Consider the following 17,845-nt stretch of genomic DNA (forward strand, 5'->3'; position numbering starts at 1 on the left):
AAAAAATTGTTTTCCAGTGTGAAAGCACAGCGATTACTTTCGTAGATTCGAGCAGGGGTAAAAACGATACCTGTCTTTCACATGAAACTGCTGAGGCCGGTCTGTTGCTGGCCCGTCTTCACTTCCTCCCACGAGATGTCGAGCGCTTCCAACACCCGTTCGATGGGACCTTTGAGCGTCTTATCGAGCATCTTGTCCCAATCGACTTCGAACTCCTCGGGAATCTGGTCCGCGTACTCGAAACAGATGACGTCCTGTTCGTGTTTGAACTCGCCGTACAGCGTGTCCGGACGCGCGTCGAAATCCCCCTCGCGCTCGATTTTCTCGAAGTACGACGGATGGACCTTCTTCAGGTAGAGGCGTTTAGGCTTGCTCCCGCGCTGGAAGTTGGTTCCGAGGAGGAGGTTGGCGTACTTCGCACCGCGCACCTGTGCCGTGTCGGTGTCGTAGTTGTCGAGTCGTTTCCCGATGCCGCCAGGAATGGCGACTTCGTTCAAATCGACGTTCCCGTCCTGGAAGTTCACGATGATGTCGTGGACGTACTCCTTTACGTCGTCCAAGTCCTCTCCCGTGACGATCATCTCGATGACTTCCCGCTGGACTTCCTTCGTGATGGGCGCGATGTCCGAGCGCTTGTACTCGAAGCCCGTGATGTCGATGTCGTCTACGTTCTTGCCCTCCTTCCACACGATGTAGCCGGCGTAGCGCTTTTTCTTGCCCGCTTGGAAGAAGCGACGGTACAGTTTCTCGAACTCGATTTGGAAGCGGTGTTCGTTCGCGTTCAACTCCTCGCGCGCGAACTCGTCGTAGCGGGCGTTGATGTGGTCCTCGATTTCGAAGGACTGGTCGATGGCGTCGTCCTTCTCGATGTCCCCGCCGAGTTCGAGCATGACCGAGTCCGTGTCTCCATATGCCACTTTGTAGTCGATTTCGTTCGCCGCGGTCTCCGTGAACTCGATGACCTCCCGACCGGTGGCGGTGATGGCCGCACCCATCTCCTTGTCGTAGAGGCGGAAACGATCCCATCCCAGCACGCCGTACAGCGAGTTCATGATGACCTTCACGGCGGCCTGTTGACGGTCGAACATCTCGTACTCCGCGCTGTTCGGGTCGTGCTCGTTCCGAAGCGCCTTCTTCTCCTCGCGTTCACTGAGCGTCTCGTTGATGATGTCCCGGATGATGCCGTCCTCGTCCTTCCTGAAGTGAGTGCCGTTGGGTGCGACGTAGGAGTCCCCGTCGAACGTTTCGGGGTCCACCTTCGTCTCCGGCGACGCGTTGATGGTCGCCATCGACATCGGATACAGTGACTTCAGGTCCAGCACCGTCACGTTCTCCTTGACGCCGGTAATCGGGTCGAACACCGCGCCGCCCTCGTAGTCCTCGCTCTCGACTTGTCCTTTGGACGGGAGCGCGAACTCGTCGTGTGCTTCGTGCAGGACGTACACGTCCACCGCGTCGCCGGGCGTCGTCGCATCTTCGAGTTTACACCCGACGAACGACGCGACTTCCTTCCAGAAGGTGACGATGTCCTGCTTCTTGTCGAGTTCGACACAGAGTTCCACGTCGCGAACGTTGTACTCCAACAGTCGCATCGGGTTCTGCTCCCAGAGGTCCCCGATGTCCCCCGCATAGCGCTCCTTCCCGACGCCGAGTTCGACTTCCCCGACCGCGTCGAGGCGATACGAATCGAGTTCGCTGAACTGGGTCCGTTTGTACGCATAGAGCAGGTCGAAGACGACCCGGCCTTTCACCGTCGGGCCGCCCCAGTCGCTCCGCCAGACCTCGTTCACGCGCGAAAGTCGGTTGTAGTTGAGGTCGTAGTCGTGGTGCGGTCCCTCCAACCGTTCGAGCCTGTCGAGGAAGTACGGCGCGTCGAAGTCCTCGAAGTTCCACCCCGTGAGTACGTCCGGGTCGGTTTCGTCGATGTAGTCGAGGAACGCCGACAGCATCGCCTCCTCTTCTTCGAACGCTCGAACCTCAATGGTCGGTTCCTCCCGGAGGGGTTCGTAGTCGGGGAGGTCGGTCGGTGGGGTGCTATTCCCGTCCGGCGCGTCGAACACCCACGCGACGTACTCGTCGAGATAGGAGTCGTGGCTGGTGAGACAGACGATCGGTTCCTCCCCATCCTCGGGGAATCCGGAGCGGTCGTCGACCTCTATGTCGAAGGTGTGAACACGGAGATTCGCCTGCACGTCGGCCGCTTCGACTTCGCTCTCCTGCACGACGATAGCTCCGTCTTCACGGCGACGCTCGGGAAGCCGAATCCCGCTCTTGATGTCCTTATCGATGAGGAAGCGGTTGGGAAAGAGGATGTCCGCTTCGAAGTGGTCGAACTCGTCACGGATGTTCCCCACGTCACGCGGCGTCCGACCGAATATTTTCGTCAACCGCTCGCCACGGATGCTCTCGTAGCCTTCCTCGGACCCCGTGATTCGCCCGTCGTCCAGTTTCCCGTCGTCCAACGTCTCCGTCGGCGCGTAGAAGTACGGCCGAAAGCCGACGACGCGAACGTGCTGCTGTTCGTCGTCCGACGTTCGCCCGAACACGTGGATGATGGGTTCCTCCTCGTCACCACTGCCGTCGATGGTGTAATCGACCTGCGTCACCGCTAGCTCGATGATTCCCCGTGATTCGGGGAGCCAATCTTTGTCGGCGTCCACGACGTTCGCCGTCGTCGATTCGTTCCCCGCAACGGCGTGGGCTTCTGCCGCGGGACGCTTTTCTCCACCCGCGAAGTCACCAAGCCCAGATTGAGTCATGTCGATTGTTTTTGGTGCTTCTCGGTAAAAACCCTCCCGTTTGGGCCAGTCGGATGTAGGGAAAGAGATTTAATGTGTTAACTCATAGCACAGGATGAGGTCAAGCCAATGTCTGACCGTGCAACAGAAGACGGAACGCTGGACCGCGCAGAAACCGAACTTCCGGTTCCCGACGAACCGATGAGTTCGATCGAAGCCTATGAGACGGAAGACGGCGTCGTATTCTACGACGCTAACAACCCCCTTGGATGGCTGAAGGCGTCCAGCACGGTCACGTTAGAAAAACACGTCTGAATCGACTCCGAACGCTTTTCCCTTTTACAGACGAACGACGAGCCACGGTGTTCGACAGATTCGGTCACGACGACGAGGGATCCGAAGACCCGGGTGACGCCCCGGAAGCCGACATGATTCCGACGGTGGAGGACCCATCGGAACGGCTTCGCGTCGAAGGCCCGTCCGTTCGTGACTACAGCGAGGTGGACGCCGACCCGGAACTCCAAAAGGAGTTCTGGGCGCAAGTTCTCCTCTTCAACATCGCCCTCTTCTGTCTCAGCCTCGGCGTCATGCTCATCGTGTTTCGGGGACAATGGACGGTCGGCGGCGGCCTCCTCGCCGTCGGCCTGTTCGCGTTCGGACGCGGCTACCGCCGATACCGTTCCGTCCAGAAGGACTAACCGTTCGCCAGCGCTACTCCGAGTCATGCGAACCGTCTGCGACGAATCGGGACGCCGGTATCTGCTCGTCAAGCAGTCGGACGAATCGAGCCTCGTCCGTGACCCGCGGACAGGGGACGAACGCTACCTCGAAAACGACCGCCTCGATTCGGTCTCCGGAGAGTCGCCGCTCGAAACGTCGGCACGACGGGTTTCGTCGCCGGTCAGACGAATCCTCACTGCCGTCCCGAACGACCGGGCACTCGGCCTGTTGATCGAGTTCTACGACCGCGGCCCCGTTCCGGCGCGCTCGATAGTCTCGGCATACGACCTCTGTGAAAGCGACCTGCACGGATTGCTCGCCGAGTTCCGCGCGGCGGGACTCATCGAAGAGCGAAAAATCGCGGGCGAACGCGGCTACGGCTTGACCGATATCGGAACGGACGGAGTAGCGTCGTTAGTCGGCGACGCCGAGGAGTGATTCCCTGTCCTCGACGTGCGACCGGTTGGTCGTCGAATCTTTCTCCACGCGCACGAGGTTGTCAGCGCCGCCGACTAACTCGTCGTCGTGGCTGACCACGATTATCTGCTCGACGCCCAACTCCCGCATGGATTCGACGAGTTCCACCAACTGCGAGACGTGCCCCGAGTCGAGGAACACCGTCGGTTCGTCCAGAATGAGCGGCGGCATGGGTGCGCTTCCCTCGATGCCCTCCGCGAGGAGGCGGTAAATCGCACATCGTAAACTCAAATTGAACAGCGCCCGCTCCCCGCCCGAGAGCTGTTCCGGTTCGAGCGGTTCGCCGTCCTTCTGGTAAATCGTGAGTCGGTACTCGCCGTCGAGCGCGATGCGCGCGTACGAGTCGTTCTGGTAGATGAGGTCGAACACCTCGTTCAACATCCGCTCCAGACTCACGACGTTTCGTTGGCGGAGTTCCGCCCTGAGGTCGCCGTACATCGACTGCAAGTCGGCGGCTTCGTCGTACACCGATTCGAGCGCTGAAACCCGTTCTTCGATATCATCACGACGGTCACGAAGCTCCTCCAACTCCTCGATCTCGCCGCGAACGCCGCCGATTCGGTCGATGAGGTCGTCCCGTCGTTCACGCAGCGACGAGAGTTCGTCCGTCACCCGTTCGAGGTAGTTCTCCGCCCGCTCCTTGTCGTTTCGCGCCTGTTCGACCGCCGACTCATCGTAGGCGTTGCGGAGTTCCGACTGACGTGCGCGTTTGTCCGAGAGGGTCTCCCGGCGCTGGTTGTTGAGTTCTTCCAAATGACTTCGTTTTTCGGAAAGTCGTTCGAGTTCGGATTCGGCATCATCTTTCTTCCCCCGAATCGTCCGTATCCGTTCGATTCGGGTTCGACGGTCGGCCACCGCTTCTCGTTCCCCTTCCAAGCGTTCGACCTCCTCGCGCTGCGTTTCGGCTTTCGCCTCCAGTTCCGCCGCCGATTCCTTGCGCTCCGCCGCGTCGGATCGGAGCGTCTTCGCTTCCTCCCGGAGTTGGTCGGCCTCCTCTCGTTTCTCCCGAATCGCGTTCTCCCTGTCCTCAACCAGTTGTTCGACGTTCTCCCGGTTGTTCCGACGCTCTCGAACGCGGTTTTCCGCCGTGAGGAGTTCCTCTGCGTCCTCGATTCGCGCTTCGAGACGCGTCCGTTTCTCACGAAGCGTTTCGACTTCGTCCCGCAGTTCCGACACTCGTTCCCGGTCCTCGTCTATCGTATCGACGTGTGGGGATTCCTCGACGGGTTGCCCACACTCCGGGCACTTTCCGGCATCCAAGAGACGCTCCGCCTCCTCGACTCCCTCTTTCGCTGTCCGAAGGTTCGCACGGGCGTTCGTCTCCGCCTCGCGGCAGTCCGCGAGGTCCGAGCGGAGCGATTCGAGGTGCTCTTCGGCCGCCCCGAACTCGACCGGCGCGTCCGCGAAGCGTTCGCGGTACGATTCGATTTCGTCGTCGATTTCGGTCAGTTTTTCGCGGCGGTTTTCGAGTTCCGCCGTCGCCTCCTCGACTTCGTCGTCGAGTCGGTTCGCCCGCTCTCGCTTCTCCGTCGCCCGTGATTCGAGGTCTGCCACGCGCTCGCCGAGGTTCGACGCTTGATTGTCGAACATCTGGGCTTTCATGCGATGATCTTCGAGTTCTTCTGCGAGCGACCCGTCCTCGTCGTCGAGTGTTTCGAGTCGTGAATCGAGGGCCTTCTCGTCGGCGGTTTCGAGGTCCGTTTCGTCGAGGAGTTCTTCGACACTCGATTCCAGTTCCGCGATGGTCTCCCGTACGTCGCTCGCCCGCTTGCGGCAGTTTTCGCGTTCGTTCTCCGTCTCGGTTATCCCGTCCTGAAGCGACTCGATGTCCGTTTCGAGGGAAGCCAATTCTTCCCGCTTTTCCTCGGACGTTTCGAGGACGGTTTCGGCGTTTTCGAGCGTTTCGCGTGCATTGTCACGGTTCCCTTCGTACCGTTCTATTTCCGATTCCGTCTCGTTTCGCTTCGATTCGAGGTCGTTCAACAGGCCGTGGAGGTTCTTTTCCTCCTTCTTCTCGATTTGTGATTCGAGTTCGGAGTAGCTTCCCCGCCGGTCGTCGAGGACGCTTTTGACGCCGAGTCGGGCGTCGCTCGCGCGTTCACGGTACTCCTCCAGTTTGCCGAGTTGGAGGAGGTCGTCTATCATGTCTTGGCGCTGTGTCGGGGTGGCGTTGATGAGTTTGTTCACCTCGCCCTGTCGGACGTATGCGCAGTTGACGAACGCCTCCGCGTCCATGCGAAACAGGTTGACGATGTGGGCACGCACGTCGCGGGCACCGTCGAGGGTTCCGTCGGGGGTTTCGAGGACGCACTTTGCGGTTTGAGCCGAGTCGCCCGTCGCACGTATCCGCCGGTGAACGTGGTAATTTCCGCCCGCGTGCGCGAACCAGAGTTCGACCTCCGCGTCCTCCGCGCCGATGGTGACGACGTCTTCGAGCGTCCTGTCGAGCGCCCGTGCGCCGTACAGCGCGAAAAAGCACGCTTCGAGGAGCGAGGATTTCCCGCTCCCGTTGAGTCCGTGGATGACGGTGACTCCCGAATCGAGGGAGAGGTCCGCGTCCTCGTAACACTTGAAGTTGGATAGCCGAACGCGTTCGAACTTCACAGGTAGTCCTCCATGGATATCTGCCCGTCAATTCCGGAGTCGTCGGTGTCCGCCGTGTCGGCCTCCTCGTCGGTAGCGGTGGCCGAGTCGTCCACCGCGGCACTACCCTCCTCGGAAGCCGTCTCCGAATCCGCGACGGCCTCCGTGGGTTGGGTTTCTTCGGGTGATGTCTCTTTCGCGGGAACGTCCTCGGACGACGACTCCTCCGATTCGTCCCCGTCGTCCGTGTCGCCCGTTTCGTCACCGTCCGAGCGCACCGAAACCGAGAGGGTTTCCGCGTCCGCCTCCCCCGCTTCGCCCGCTTCGCCGTCGTCCGCGTCCGACTCTGCTGCGTCGGGGTCGTCCCCTTCCGCGGGTTCGAACGCCGCGAGGGTTTCGGAGATCTGGGTCGAAACGTGTTCTTCGACCGCATCCCGAACGTTCGCGTCCGCGACCTTGCTCGCGCGGACGATCTCGTCCACCGCGTGGGCCGTCTCGCTGAGTCCCATCTCACGGACGCGCTCGCGAACCGCGTCGTCCGGGTCGGCAAACGAAATCGAGAGGTCGTCGGTTTCGGATTCGATTTCACGCCGGTCGGTCACGCGGGCGACGAGCGCGCCTTCGTTCGTGGCGAACTCCTCGACCCGCGCGGGAGTCACGTCGGTTCCTTCGCCCTCGATGGAGACGAGGACGACGGCGTCGCCCACGTCGTGTTCACGAATCGCCTCCCGGACGAAGTCGATGCCGTCCTCCTCGGCGAGGCTGACGGAGACGTATTCGAAATCGCGTGTCGGAATGCCGCGCCTGGTGATGGTCACGTCCTCCTCGAAGTGGACGATGTTGTACCCCCGGTCGTCGCGCTCGCTCGCGCTCGCGCGCTCGGTCGAACCGCAGTAGGTCACCCACGCGTCGGCGACCCGCTCCTTCTCAGGTTGGTGATTGTCGCCGAGCAACATCGCGTCGAAATCGACCGACGCCTCGGTCAGGACGCGTTCGGCGTCCCAGTCACCGAAGTCGAACGGCTGAAAGAGGCCGTGTGCGACGAGCGCCGCGGCGTCCGCGTCGTGTGCCTCGAACTCGTAGTCGAGGTCGTCGCGTTTCGAGACCGGAACGTGATCCATTCCGTAGAAGGCGGTGTCGCCGACGAGAACCGGGGACGCCCCGAGTCGCGTCGCGAGCCCCAACGTCTCGAAGAGGTCGAGCCACTGTTGGCCGTGCGTACTCTCGTGGTTCCCGACGATCGCGAGAAACGGGATGTCCGCCCGACGAAGCTTTCGGAGGACCGAAATCGTCCCGTGGAGGTCCACCAGTCCGGGTCTGCGGTCGTGGAACAAGTCGCCGGCGTGGACGACCGCATCCATTTCGTCCTCGATGGCGTCCTCGACGACCCGGTCGAACGCGGCAAGAAAATCGTCCCGTCGCTCGGGCGAATGATACTGACGATACCCGATGTGAGTGTCGCCCGTGTGAATCACCCGTGTCATTGATTCAGCGATACGTTCCAGCCTCATAAATTGTTTCCGTGACTGTCCCGTTTACATCCGCATGACGTTTCAGACGTCTTACATTCTCTCCGGTACGTTGAACGACCTCGCCGACGACGTTTCCGCCGACGAAAGCGACGAGTCGATTCCGGTGGATGCGCCGTTCACGGGGGAGCGAATCGGCAACGTCCCTGCCTGCGCTCCATCGGACGTGACCGCGGCGGTTGCGCGCGCTCGAACCGCACAGGGCGAGTGGTCGTCGTGGTCGGTGAACCGCCGGGCGGACGTCCTCCTGCGGTGTCACGACCTCGTGTTGGATCGACAGGACGAACTCCTCGACGTGATGGGTCTGGAAAGCGGAAAGGTCCGGCAGGACGGCTACGAGGAGGTCCTCGACGTGGCGACCAATGCCCGGTACTACGCCACGCGCGCCGAAGAACTGCTCCGGCCGCGACGGCGCGACGGGGCGATTCCGCTCGCCACGAAGACGATAGAATATCGGAAGCCCGTGGGCGTCGTCGGTGTCATCGCACCGTGGAACTACCCGCTCACGCTCGCCGCCTCGGACGCGATTCCCGCGCTCCTCGCCGGAAACGCGGTGGTGCTGAAACCCGCCGAGGAGACGCCGTTCTCCGCGTTGCTGGTCGCGAAACTGCTGCGGGAAGCGGGACTGCCGGCGGACGCCTTTCGGGTCGTCACCGGGCGAGGCGACGAGGTCGGTCCGGCGCTGATCGACGCTGTGGATTTCGTGAGTTTCACCGGCAGCACCGAGACGGGGCGAACCGTCGCGGAACGCGCGGGCGAAACGTGAAGTGCTCGCTCGAACTCGGGGGGAAGAACCCCATGCTCGTGCTGGATGACGCGGACGTGGGTGCTGCCGTCGAAGGGGCGATTCGGGGCTGTTTCACCAACGCCGGACAGATCTGTCTCTCGTTCGAACGGTTGTACGTCCAAGACGGTGTGTACGATGAGTTCCGGCGGACATTCGCGGAACGGACCCGCGAACTCTCGATGGCACCGTCGCTCGATTACGACGTGGAAGTCGGGTCGCTCGTCTCGGAACGGCAGTTCGAGAAGGTTCGGGAACACGTGGCGGACGCGGTGGACGAGGGCGCAACGGTCGTCGCCGGTGGAAACGCGCGCCCCGATGTCGGGCCGTACTTCTTCGAACCGACGATTCTGACGGACGTGACGGAGGTAGATGACGCTGGCACGCGAGGAGACGTTCGGCCCGGTCGTTTCCCTGTCCGGGTTTTCCGAGGAGGAGGAGGGAATCGCGCTTGCCAACGACTCCGACCGGGGATTGAACGCGAGCGTCTGGACGACGGACACGGACCGAGGGTGGAGAATAGCCCGTGGAATCGACTGCGGAACGGTGGGAATCAACGACCCGTATCACGCGACGTGGGCGTCCGTCGATGCGCCGATGGGCGGGATGAAGGACTCGGGAATCGGCCGTCGTCACGGCCGGGAGGGAATGCGGAAGTACACCGAATCGCAAACGGTCGCCGAACAGCGAGTCGCCTCGCTCGCACCACCGCGGTGGGTTCCGACGAAGTGGTACGCTCGCGCGATGTCGGGCGTGATGCGACTGTTCAAGCGAATCGAGGAGGCCCGGTAGATGGACGTCTTCCTCGCCGAACTCCCCGGATTTCTCGGCTCCGCGCTGACGAAGCGGTCGCTCGCTCGCGGGCGGATCATCTCCCGTCTCGTCCAACCGAAATATCGACAGACGGTCGAGAGCGAGTAATCGACGGAGAGCACGCCACCGTTCTCCGTCGGGAGCACGGTTGTCTTCGGGCGTGACCGCCGGGTGGTCACGCCCGACCCGATACGTTAGCCGCGGTGGAAGGGAGCAGAACGGACAGCGAAGGAAGGTACGGAGTGATGGGACGGTGTGGAGGAGCGAACACTGCGAAACGTGAGAGTGGGAAACGACCGCGCTTGGCCGTCGTTGGCCGCGGCATGAGATATAAACGGTCGGAATTCAGAGGTCAAGCGTGTAGAGGCGTTTTCGCGCGTCGGAGAAGGAAAATCGCGAGTCGACGAGGTCTTCCTCTTCGAGACGCGTCAGAGCGTAGCGAACGGTTCGCGGCGGCAACAGCGTTTCTTCGGCGAGTTGGCTTTGGGTCATCGTCTCGTTGTACTCCAACACCTTTGCGACTAGCTTCGCGCTCGGCGGCAAGTCGCGGATGGTCGCGGTCGAATCCACGTCTTGGAGCCGATTTTCGGTCGTTCGTGAAAGCTCTGGGGCGCTCATCACTTCCCCATTTTGAATACAGCGTAATAATATTTCCCATTCTTTCATATTACCACTGGGAATTAAATACACGGCATATTTGATCGTACCAACAGGTCGGGCACCCGAAGCCTCTTAAGATGCAGGCCCTTATCCCCGAGTTGATGACCGATACTGTGGATGACGTAGAACTCCCCTACGACGAGGAGAGTACGTCACAACAGGAACAGATAGAAGCTCTCCAAGAGCGTCTCGATGTCCTCGAATCCCAGAACGAGGAGATGCGGGACAAACTTCTCGATGCGAACGCGGAGAACAACAAATATCAGCAGAAGCTCGAACGACTCACCCACGAGAACAAGAAGCTGAAACAGTCGCCGCTGTTCGTCGCCACGGTTCAGGAGATAACCGAGGAAGGCGTCATCATCAAACAGCACGGCAACAATCAGGAGGCGGTTACGGAAGTGACCGAGGAGATGCGTGACGAACTCGACCCTGACGCGCGCGTCGCCGTGAACAACTCCCTCTCTATCGTGAAAACGCTGGACGACGAAACCGACGTTCGCGCTCGCGTGATGCAAGTCACGAAGAGCCCCGAAGTCACCTACTCGGACATCGGTGGCTTGGAGGAACAGATGAACGAGGTCCGCGAGACGGTCGAGATGCCGCTCGAAAACCCCGGCATGTTCGAACAGGTTGGTATCGAACCGCCGAGCGGCGTTCTCCTCTATGGCCCGCCGGGAACCGGGAAGACGATGCTGGCCAAGGCCGTCGCGAACCAAACCGACGCGACGTTCATCAAGATGGCCGGGTCCGAACTCGTTCACAAGTTCATCGGCGAAGGTGCGAAACTCGTCCGTGACCTGTTCGAGGTCGCACGCCAGCACGAACCCGCCGTCCTCTTCATCGACGAAATCGACGCCATCGCGTCGAAGCGTACCGACTCGAAGACGTCGGGCGACGCCGAAGTGCAGCGGACGATGATGCAACTGCTCTCGGAGATGGACGGGTTCGAGGACCGCGGCGAAATCCGCATCATCGCGGCGACCAACCGCTTCGACATGCTCGACCGCGCCATCCTCCGCCCGGGTCGCTTCGACCGCCTCATCGAAGTCCCGAACCCCGGCGAGGAAGGCCGCGAACAGATCTTCCGCATCCACACCCGCGACATGAACATCGCGGACGACGTGGACTACGAGCACCTCGCCGTCGAAGCGGGCGACGCGAGCGGTGCGGACATCAAGGCCATCTGTACCGAAGCCGGGATGTTCGCCATCCGCGACGACCGCACCGAAATCACAATGCAGGACTTCGTCGACGCTCAGGAGAAGATAGAGCAGGAAGAAGAGGAGAACGACGAGGTTTCGAAGACGTTCGCCTGATTCGTTCGGGTTTCAACCCCGAACTCGACGCGGTTCCTGTGAACCACCACGGTTCGGTTTTTTCGTTCGTCTGTTCTCGTTCGACTGTCGTTACGACCACCGACAGCGACGCGGCTGCTCGATTCTCGACGGGCAAAAATTCGGTCGCCGTTCGTCGAAACTTCGGATTACGCCAGCGCGGTGAAAATCACGTAGGGAACGCCGAACAGCAGGACGGTCATCGCCACGAGGACGAGGAGGTACGAGCCGACCGTACTCGTCGCGGTCATCCATGCGGGGTGTTCGAAATCGGCGGGAAGGTTCATACCTCACGTTTTCTCTCCCTCGTCTAAACCCTACCGGAGTTCCGACCGTTAACGAAGGATGTCGCCGATTCGCCGCGCCTGTCCGCCCGTCGCTGGATCCTTCTCCACGATGTGCAGGACTTGGTGGTCGGTCACGTCGTAGTAGGATTTTCCCGTCGCCTCCTCGATGAGGTCCTTCGAGAGACGAAATTCGGTTCCTTCGTAAACGACATCGACACCGTCGTCATCGAACGAGAGCGTAGTCATACCACGGCGTTCGCCGCGGGTAGGTAAAAAAGCTACAGAACACGACGAGGAGAAATCCGTGAGTTCGACGCACGTGATTCGTTCCGTGTCCGATCTCGTCCGGATTTTTCGCCGGAAATCCGAAACGTGACAGACGAACGTCTGACGGTCTCGGGAGGTTTTATTACGAGCGACTTGCTGGTAGGATGTGTGCCGCTCCGTTCTGACCCACTCGATGAACTCTCGATTCCCGACGGGACCACCGTCGAAGAACACGACCTCGTCACCGACGGGGACATCATCGTCGGTGCACAGAGTACCGTCGAGTTCGGCGTCCGCGGGAACAACGTAATTGCGGGCGAACGGACGACTTTCGGCGGTCACATCGAGGCCGAATCGGACTGTCGCCTCGACCTCTGGTGTGACGTGGACGGCGACGTACTCGTCGGACAGGACGCGTATCTCGGCGAGCGCGTCCACGTCACTGGGCAACTGATGGTCAGCGGTGACCTCGACATCGGCGACGACGTTCAGATCGACGAGGGGTTCGAGGCCAACGGCTGGATCGTCATCCGCAACCCCATGCCGACCGTCGTGTTCCTGTTCGTCTATCTGTCACAACTCCTCCGACTCGGCGAGGAGGAGGCCGCCCAAGGCATCATCGACGAGATGGTGGACGAGAGCGAGGCGGACCCGGTGACGATTCCGCGGAGCGCTCACGTCAGCGACGACGCGTGGCGCGTTTCGACGCCAGCGACCGTGGGCGACGGCTGTCGGCTCCACGGCAACATCCGCGCGGAGGAGATAGTCGTCGGCGCGGACGACGAGTTGTTCGGAAGCCTCCGTGCGCGCGGCGACATCGTGGTCGGCGAACGAACGCGGATTCACGGCGACGTGACGACGCGCAACGGCACCGTCGTCCTCGAAGACGGTGCGGAGGTTCTCGGCGACGTTTCCTGTACCGACCTCGAATTTCACGAGAACGCCACCGCCGACGGAACCATGCGCGCCCGCGGCGAGATGACGATGGTACGTGCCGACGCTCGGAAACCGACCGATGAAGAGACGTACGAAGACGAAAGCGACGACGAGAACGCCTCGGAGGCCGTCGAGACGGCACATCGGGACCGAAGCGGATCCGACGGCCCCGCGCCACAAGCCTGAGTAATGATACCTTTTCGCGGAGACAACCGTCGAGCGATAGCCATCAACAGCCGGTTGAATCGAGGTAGTATGTCAGATAATTGTTAGACCTCCGACAGTATAATAACGACAGGCGGTATTGGTAACGATTGACGTATGCAAACTAAACGCACTCACGCGAGGAGGTACCGATGCACTCGGTCGTGTTGACCAAGGGCGTCCCGGACTTCCGCGAGGGGCAGGTGTCCTTCGACGAAGACGGCCACCTCGAACGTGGGAGAACCCCGACGGTGATGAACCCGAACGACCGGTTCGCACTGAACGCCGCCCTCCAGACGAAGGTGAAACACGGCGGACAGGTGAGCGCGATGAGCATGGGACCGCCCGGCTACGCCGACGTGCTGGGCGAGGCGATGGAGACGTACGCCGACGATCTCTACCTGCTCTCAGACCGCGAGATGGCCGCCGCCGACACGTGGGCGACGGCGATCACCCTTTCCGCCGGTATCGAGAAGATCGGCCAACCGGACCTCGTGTTCGCAGGATTCAAAACGGCGGACGGCGAGACGGGCCAAACCGGTCCGCAGACGGCGTGGTGTCTCGATTATCCCATCATCACGCACGTCATCGCAATGGAAGTGGACGAGGACGAGGGCACCGTGCGCGCCAAGCGACTGGTGGAGGGCGACGTGGACGAAATCGAGACGGTCGAGTCCCCGCTCCCGGCGTTCGTCGTCACCGACCCCGAGTACGAAGCGAGTTATCGGAAGGCCTCACACCGACTCCGGAAAAAGCAACTGCAAGCCGAGACGGAGGCGCGCGCCGAGGAGTACGAGGAGTACCTCACGACGTGGGACCACGAGGACCTGAACCTCGACTCCGAGTACATCGGACTGGACGGGTCGCCGACCATCGTCTCCTCCGTGGACCCGATTCCGAAGGCACCGGCCGAGCGCGAGGCTACGATGGCGACGTTGGACGACGAGGAAGCCATGTCCGAGGTGCTCGAAACGATGCAGCCGTTCGCGGGGGGTGACTGACCATGACGGACACGAATCCCGGCGACCGAACCGTCGAGGAGATAGAGGACGACGTGCGGACCATCGAGGACCCCGGCGAACTGTCCGACCTCCTCTCGGCGGAGGAGGAAGGAAAGGACCGAAAAACGGCCAAGGAAGTGATTCAGGCCCGAATCGACGAGGTAGCCGAGGACACGGACGTCGACGAAGCGACCGACGACACCGAAACCGAAGGCGAGTACGAGGCGACGGCGGAGGACGTCGAAAGTCCCGACGAAGGGGAGGCGACCGCCGACAAGAAGCACGTCCGGGCGCTCGAAAACGGCGTCTACCGCGACATGTGGGTGTACTGCGAGACGCAGGGCGGTGAACTCCTCGACGTGTCGAAGGAGATGCTCGGCAAGGCCCGCGAGTTGATGGACGGCTACGCCGAGGACTACGGAGACGACGAGCGCGTCGTCGCGGTCCTCGTCGGCGACGACATGGAAGAACTCGCCGAGGAGTGCATCACCCTCGGCGCGGACGTGGCGGTCTATCACGACGACGACCGACTGGAGCGGTTCCGCCACAAGCCGTATACGGAAATAGTGGCGGACATGGCGCGAACGGATGCCGAGTGGAAGGACTACGACAAACCGCGATACTTCCTGTTCCCGGCGACGAACAACGGACGTGACCTTTCGGCGCAGGTACAGGGCGAACTCGACTCGGGGCTGGCGAGCGACTGTTCCGGCCTGACCATCACGGACGAACTCATCTCGAACCCGGTGAAAACCGGCGAACCCGGCGAGAAGATAGAGTTCGAGCGCATCCTGCACATGCAACGCCCGGACTTCTCCGGGTTCGAGTATTCGACCATTCTCTGTATCGACAACCCCGACCGGGAGTTCCATCCGCAGGGTTGTTCGGTGATTCCGGGAAGTTTCGACGCGATGGACCCCGACGGGGATCGAGAAGGCGAAGTCGTCTCCCACGACATCGACCTCCCGGACGACTGGTTCCGCGTGGAAGTCACCGAGTGGGACACGCTCGACACCGGCGTCGATTTGACCGGGAGGGAGGTCATCGTCGCGATCGGGCGCGGCATCGGCGACGACCCGACGGAGGGAATCGAACTCGCGTTGGACCTCGTGGACGCCTTCGAGGACGCCGACCTCGGGTTGTCCCGAGGCGTGGTGACGGCCTCCTACAGCGTCGAAGGCCACGTCGAGCGGTACGTCTCCGAGGAACGTCAGATCGGCGAGACGGGACAGGTGGTCGCACCACCGCTGTACATCGCTGCGGGCATCAGCGGCGCGATTCAGCACAAGGTGGGGATGGACGAGTCGGACACAATCATCGCCATCAACACCGACACGGACGCGGACATCCGTGACTTCAGCGACTTCTTCATCGAAGGGGATATGTTCGACGTGCTCCCCCGTCTGACGGACGCGGTACAGGCGGGCGAACTGGATGCGGTCGTAGCGGAGGACGATGACTGAACGATGAGCGAGGAATACGAACACTACGAAGCCGTCGTGGTCGGTGCCGGCCCCGGTGGGGCCGCCGCCGCCGCGACGCTCGCACGCAACGGAATCGAAACGCTCGTCCTCGAACGCGGTGTCGAGGCCGGGTCGAAAAACGTCTCCGGCGGCCTCCTCTACGCCGAGGAGTCGTCACCCTACACCATCGACTCGTTGTTCCCCGACTTCCGCGAGGAGGCGACGGAACGGCCGATCACGGACTACAACATCCACAACGTGGCGGGCGACAAGGTGAAATCGTTCGACATTACCCGACTCCACGACCACGACACGGAGTGGTGTGATGCGGTTCTCCGACGCGAGATGGACTCGTGGCTGGCCGAGCAGGTCCACGAGATGACCCACGAGACGGGCGGCGGCCTGCTGACCGGCGTTCGGGTGAACGGACTGCTCCGCGAACGCGGAAAGATCGTCGGCGTCACCTGCGACGAACTCGACCCGATCAAAGCCGACTTCATCGTCGCGGCGGACGGCGTGAACAGCGAACTCGCGCGCCAAGCCGGACTGATGGACTGGGACGAACCGGAGGAGTGGTTCCAAGGCGTTAAAGCCGTCATCGACATGCCCGAAGACGTCATCGACGAGCGGTTCGACGTCGGCCCGGAGACGGGCGCGGCACACCTCTTCTCGGGGGACCTGTTCGACGGCGTCCGCGGCGGCGGGTTCCTCTACACGAACGAGGGAACGCTCTCCATCGGGTCCGTCTTCCACCTCGACAGCCTCGTCGCGGAGGAGGCGGAACCGCACGAACTGCTCGACAACCTGCTCACCCATCCGCTCCTCGCCCAGTGGTTGAACGGCCACTACGACGAGGTGGAGTACTCCGCGAAACTCGTCCCCGACTCGAAGAAGGTCGCCCACCCGGCACCGCACCGCGGGCGACTCGTCCTCGTCGGCGACGCTGGCGGACAGATGCAGGCACAAGGCCCCATCATCAAGGGGATGAACCACGCCGTGACCGCCGGGGCGCTCGCCGCCGAAGCCTTCGCGGAGGCGCGGATGCGCGGCGACCCCGAGAAGGCCGGACGGCTCTACGAGCAGAAACTCAAAGACGAGGGCGTCATGAGCAAACTTCGTCCCAATCAGTACCGCGCGACCCGCGGCATCGCCGAGAACGACCGGATGAGCGAACTCGTGGACAACGTACTCTCCTCGTCGCTCGGGCGGGCGGTACTGAGTTCCGGCGTGATATCGGGCCAACTCGAACGCCTGTACGGTTCGCCGTACCTCTCCTCGATGATTCCCGACACGCGGACGCCGTACGTCACGCTGCCCACGGTCATCGCCGAGGAGTTGGGAACCGAAATCACGGACGAAAACGAGGTCGAACCCAAGAGCCTCGCCGACCGAATCGGCGACCTGACCTACGATACCGACGTGGGCAACCCGCACATCAGACTGCGCGACAACTCCTACGAAGTCAGCGGCGCGGCAGTTACGGCCTGTCCGGTCAGCGCGAAGGACTTCGGCGGCGGTTGTTACCGCGAGGAGACGGTACAGGAGAACAGCCACGAGGAGAAAATCGTCAGCCTCGACACGCAACCCTGCGTCGAATGCGGGACGTGTGCGCTCGTCGCCGACACGGAGTGGGAACACCCACGCGGCGGCAAGGGAGTCGAGTTCCGCGAGGGATGAGCGAGTACCGCGAGTGCATCGCGTCGCTCGCCACGCGGGCGCGGGACGAGCGCGAATCGTTCGACGCGCCCGCCGACCCGCCGGACGAGGAGATGGCGGTGTCGTACCTCCGTGAGGGAGTCGGGGACGTCGTTTCCGTGTACATCGACGGGCGAAGCGGCGAGTTCGTGCGGTTCGACGGGGACGAGATGGAACGGATGGAGCGGGCGCTCAACGACTGGTTGGCGCTGTACGCGCGCTGTTACGGCTACGAAATCGAGACGGATTTCACGGTGCGCGAAGTCGCGGAACTCGTCATAAAAACCCACGACCTGCACGACACCGTGCAGTTGCTGACGCGCGTTCCCGACAGGAAAACAGGGTGAGCGG

General features: G+C 62.0%; 16 protein-coding genes and 1 pseudogene. 11 read left to right on the plus strand and 6 right to left on the minus strand.

The annotated features are described in order from the left end of the window. Positions 1-77 precede the first annotated feature (77 nt). Complete coding sequence (locus tag ACGYLY_RS05470; RefSeq protein WP_395282610.1) at positions 78-2,759, minus strand: DNA-directed DNA polymerase; 2,682 nt, start codon at positions 2,757-2,759, stop codon at positions 78-80. A gap of 108 nt (positions 2,760-2,867) precedes the next feature. Between ACGYLY_RS05470 and ACGYLY_RS05475 the strand changes: the two genes are divergently transcribed. Genes ACGYLY_RS05475 through ACGYLY_RS05485 form a run of 3 tightly spaced genes read left to right on the plus strand, consistent with a single transcriptional unit; the run spans position 2,868 to position 3,896 of the window. After that, positions 2,868-3,053, plus strand: a complete 186-nt coding sequence (locus ACGYLY_RS05475) for a hypothetical protein (protein WP_231183199.1) — start codon at positions 2,868-2,870, stop codon at positions 3,051-3,053. Positions 3,054-3,100: 47 nt separating this feature from the next. After that, positions 3,101-3,436: a hypothetical protein gene (locus tag ACGYLY_RS05480; RefSeq protein WP_395282609.1), complete on the plus strand. Its 336-nt coding sequence runs from the start codon at positions 3,101-3,103 to the stop codon at positions 3,434-3,436. Positions 3,437-3,461: 25 nt separating this feature from the next. Then, on the plus strand, positions 3,462-3,896 hold the full coding sequence (locus ACGYLY_RS05485) for a hypothetical protein (RefSeq protein WP_395282608.1): 435 nt from the start codon (positions 3,462-3,464) through the stop codon (positions 3,894-3,896). On the opposite strand, the gene rad50 is transcribed toward ACGYLY_RS05485, so the two are convergent. Both rad50 and mre11 read right to left on the minus strand, forming a co-directional pair. Beyond that, positions 3,873-6,539 carry a DNA double-strand break repair ATPase Rad50 gene (gene rad50 / locus ACGYLY_RS05490; RefSeq protein ID WP_395282607.1) on the minus strand — a complete coding sequence of 889 codons (2,667 nt, stop codon included), beginning with the start codon at positions 6,537-6,539 and terminating at the stop codon, positions 3,873-3,875. The genes ACGYLY_RS05485 and rad50 overlap by 24 nt on opposite strands. Then, positions 6,536-8,002, minus strand: a complete 1,467-nt coding sequence (gene mre11, locus ACGYLY_RS05495; RefSeq protein WP_395282606.1) for a DNA double-strand break repair protein Mre11 — start codon at positions 8,000-8,002, stop codon at positions 6,536-6,538. The genes rad50 and mre11 overlap by 4 nt, the downstream gene beginning before the upstream one ends. Before the next feature lie 61 nt (positions 8,003-8,063). Here mre11 and ACGYLY_RS05500 point away from each other — a divergent pair. Then, a pseudogene (locus ACGYLY_RS05500) lies at positions 8,064-9,623 on the plus strand (succinic semialdehyde dehydrogenase). Continuing rightward, positions 9,624-9,752, plus strand: coding sequence for a hypothetical protein (locus tag ACGYLY_RS05505; protein ID WP_395282605.1), 129 nt, complete (start codon positions 9,624-9,626; stop codon positions 9,750-9,752). Positions 9,753-9,989: 237 nt separating this feature from the next. Here the strand turns inward: ACGYLY_RS05505 and ACGYLY_RS05510 are convergent, their stop codons facing one another. Next, on the minus strand, positions 9,990-10,262 hold the full coding sequence (locus tag ACGYLY_RS05510) for a helix-turn-helix domain-containing protein (RefSeq protein WP_231183205.1): 273 nt from the start codon (positions 10,260-10,262) through the stop codon (positions 9,990-9,992). Between the two features lie 143 nt (positions 10,263-10,405). On the opposite strand from ACGYLY_RS05510, the gene ACGYLY_RS05515 reads away from it, so the two are divergent. After that, positions 10,406-11,623 (plus strand): proteasome-activating nucleotidase, encoded by a 1,218-nt coding sequence (locus ACGYLY_RS05515; RefSeq protein WP_395282604.1) that lies wholly within the window; start codon positions 10,406-10,408, stop codon positions 11,621-11,623. Between the two features lie 167 nt (positions 11,624-11,790). On the opposite strand, the gene ACGYLY_RS05520 is transcribed toward ACGYLY_RS05515, so the two are convergent. Together ACGYLY_RS05520 and ACGYLY_RS05525 are read right to left on the minus strand one after the other, a co-directional pair. Next, positions 11,791-11,928, minus strand: coding sequence for a hypothetical protein (locus ACGYLY_RS05520; RefSeq protein ID WP_395282603.1), 138 nt, complete (start codon positions 11,926-11,928; stop codon positions 11,791-11,793). Between the two features lie 48 nt (positions 11,929-11,976). Then, positions 11,977-12,174 (minus strand): DUF5800 family protein, encoded by a 198-nt coding sequence (locus tag ACGYLY_RS05525; protein ID WP_066146401.1) that lies wholly within the window; start codon positions 12,172-12,174, stop codon positions 11,977-11,979. 189 nt (positions 12,175-12,363) lie between these two features. Here ACGYLY_RS05525 and ACGYLY_RS05530 point away from each other — a divergent pair, with 189 nt between their 5' ends. From ACGYLY_RS05530 to ACGYLY_RS05550, 5 genes are all read left to right on the plus strand, one after another. Further along, entirely contained in the window at positions 12,364-13,317 is a 954-nt protein-coding gene (locus tag ACGYLY_RS05530) for a polymer-forming cytoskeletal protein (protein WP_395282602.1), read from the plus strand. A gap of 170 nt (positions 13,318-13,487) precedes the next feature. Beyond that, on the plus strand, positions 13,488-14,336 hold the full coding sequence (locus ACGYLY_RS05535) for an electron transfer flavoprotein subunit beta/FixA family protein (RefSeq protein WP_395282601.1): 849 nt from the start codon (positions 13,488-13,490) through the stop codon (positions 14,334-14,336). 2 nt (positions 14,337-14,338) lie between these two features. Next, on the plus strand, positions 14,339-15,799 hold the full coding sequence (locus ACGYLY_RS05540) for an electron transfer flavoprotein subunit alpha/FixB family protein (RefSeq protein WP_395282600.1): 1,461 nt from the start codon (positions 14,339-14,341) through the stop codon (positions 15,797-15,799). Between the two features lie 3 nt (positions 15,800-15,802). Beyond that, a complete protein-coding gene (locus ACGYLY_RS05545) occupies positions 15,803-17,476 on the plus strand; it encodes an FAD-dependent oxidoreductase (protein WP_395282599.1) in 1,674 nt (557 codons plus the stop codon). Next, complete coding sequence (locus tag ACGYLY_RS05550) at positions 17,473-17,841, plus strand: hypothetical protein (RefSeq protein WP_395282598.1); 369 nt, start codon at positions 17,473-17,475, stop codon at positions 17,839-17,841. The genes ACGYLY_RS05545 and ACGYLY_RS05550 overlap by 4 nt, the downstream gene beginning before the upstream one ends. Positions 17,842-17,845 lie beyond the last annotated feature (4 nt).

This window comes from Haladaptatus sp. CMAA 1909, from assembly GCF_043952005.1.
In the GTDB taxonomy this organism is placed as follows: domain Archaea; phylum Halobacteriota; class Halobacteria; order Halobacteriales; family Haladaptataceae; genus Haladaptatus.

What these genes read in the sequence shown, in the direction of transcription:
- ACGYLY_RS05470 (WP_395282610.1), bottom strand. Translation starts at nt 2,759, where the DNA reads ATGACTCAATCTGGGCTTGGTGACTTCGCGGGTGGAGAAAAGCGTCCC.
- ACGYLY_RS05475 (WP_231183199.1), top strand. Translation starts at nt 2,868, where the DNA reads ATGTCTGACCGTGCAACAGAAGACGGAACGCTGGACCGCGCAGAAACC.
- ACGYLY_RS05485 (WP_395282608.1), top strand. Translation starts at nt 3,462, where the DNA reads ATGCGAACCGTCTGCGACGAATCGGGACGCCGGTATCTGCTCGTCAAG.
- mre11 (WP_395282606.1), bottom strand. Translation starts at nt 8,002, where the DNA reads ATGACACGGGTGATTCACACGGGCGACACTCACATCGGGTATCGTCAG.
- ACGYLY_RS05505 (WP_395282605.1), top strand. Translation starts at nt 9,624, where the DNA reads ATGGACGTCTTCCTCGCCGAACTCCCCGGATTTCTCGGCTCCGCGCTG.
- ACGYLY_RS05510 (WP_231183205.1), bottom strand. Translation starts at nt 10,262, where the DNA reads ATGAGCGCCCCAGAGCTTTCACGAACGACCGAAAATCGGCTCCAAGAC.
- ACGYLY_RS05515 (WP_395282604.1), top strand. Translation starts at nt 10,406, where the DNA reads ATGACCGATACTGTGGATGACGTAGAACTCCCCTACGACGAGGAGAGT.
- ACGYLY_RS05520 (WP_395282603.1), bottom strand. Translation starts at nt 11,928, where the DNA reads ATGAACCTTCCCGCCGATTTCGAACACCCCGCATGGATGACCGCGACG.
- ACGYLY_RS05525 (WP_066146401.1), bottom strand. Translation starts at nt 12,174, where the DNA reads ATGACTACGCTCTCGTTCGATGACGACGGTGTCGATGTCGTTTACGAA.
- ACGYLY_RS05535 (WP_395282601.1), top strand. Translation starts at nt 13,488, where the DNA reads ATGCACTCGGTCGTGTTGACCAAGGGCGTCCCGGACTTCCGCGAGGGG.
- ACGYLY_RS05540 (WP_395282600.1), top strand. Translation starts at nt 14,339, where the DNA reads ATGACGGACACGAATCCCGGCGACCGAACCGTCGAGGAGATAGAGGAC.
- ACGYLY_RS05545 (WP_395282599.1), top strand. Translation starts at nt 15,803, where the DNA reads ATGAGCGAGGAATACGAACACTACGAAGCCGTCGTGGTCGGTGCCGGC.
- ACGYLY_RS05550 (WP_395282598.1), top strand. Translation starts at nt 17,473, where the DNA reads ATGAGCGAGTACCGCGAGTGCATCGCGTCGCTCGCCACGCGGGCGCGG.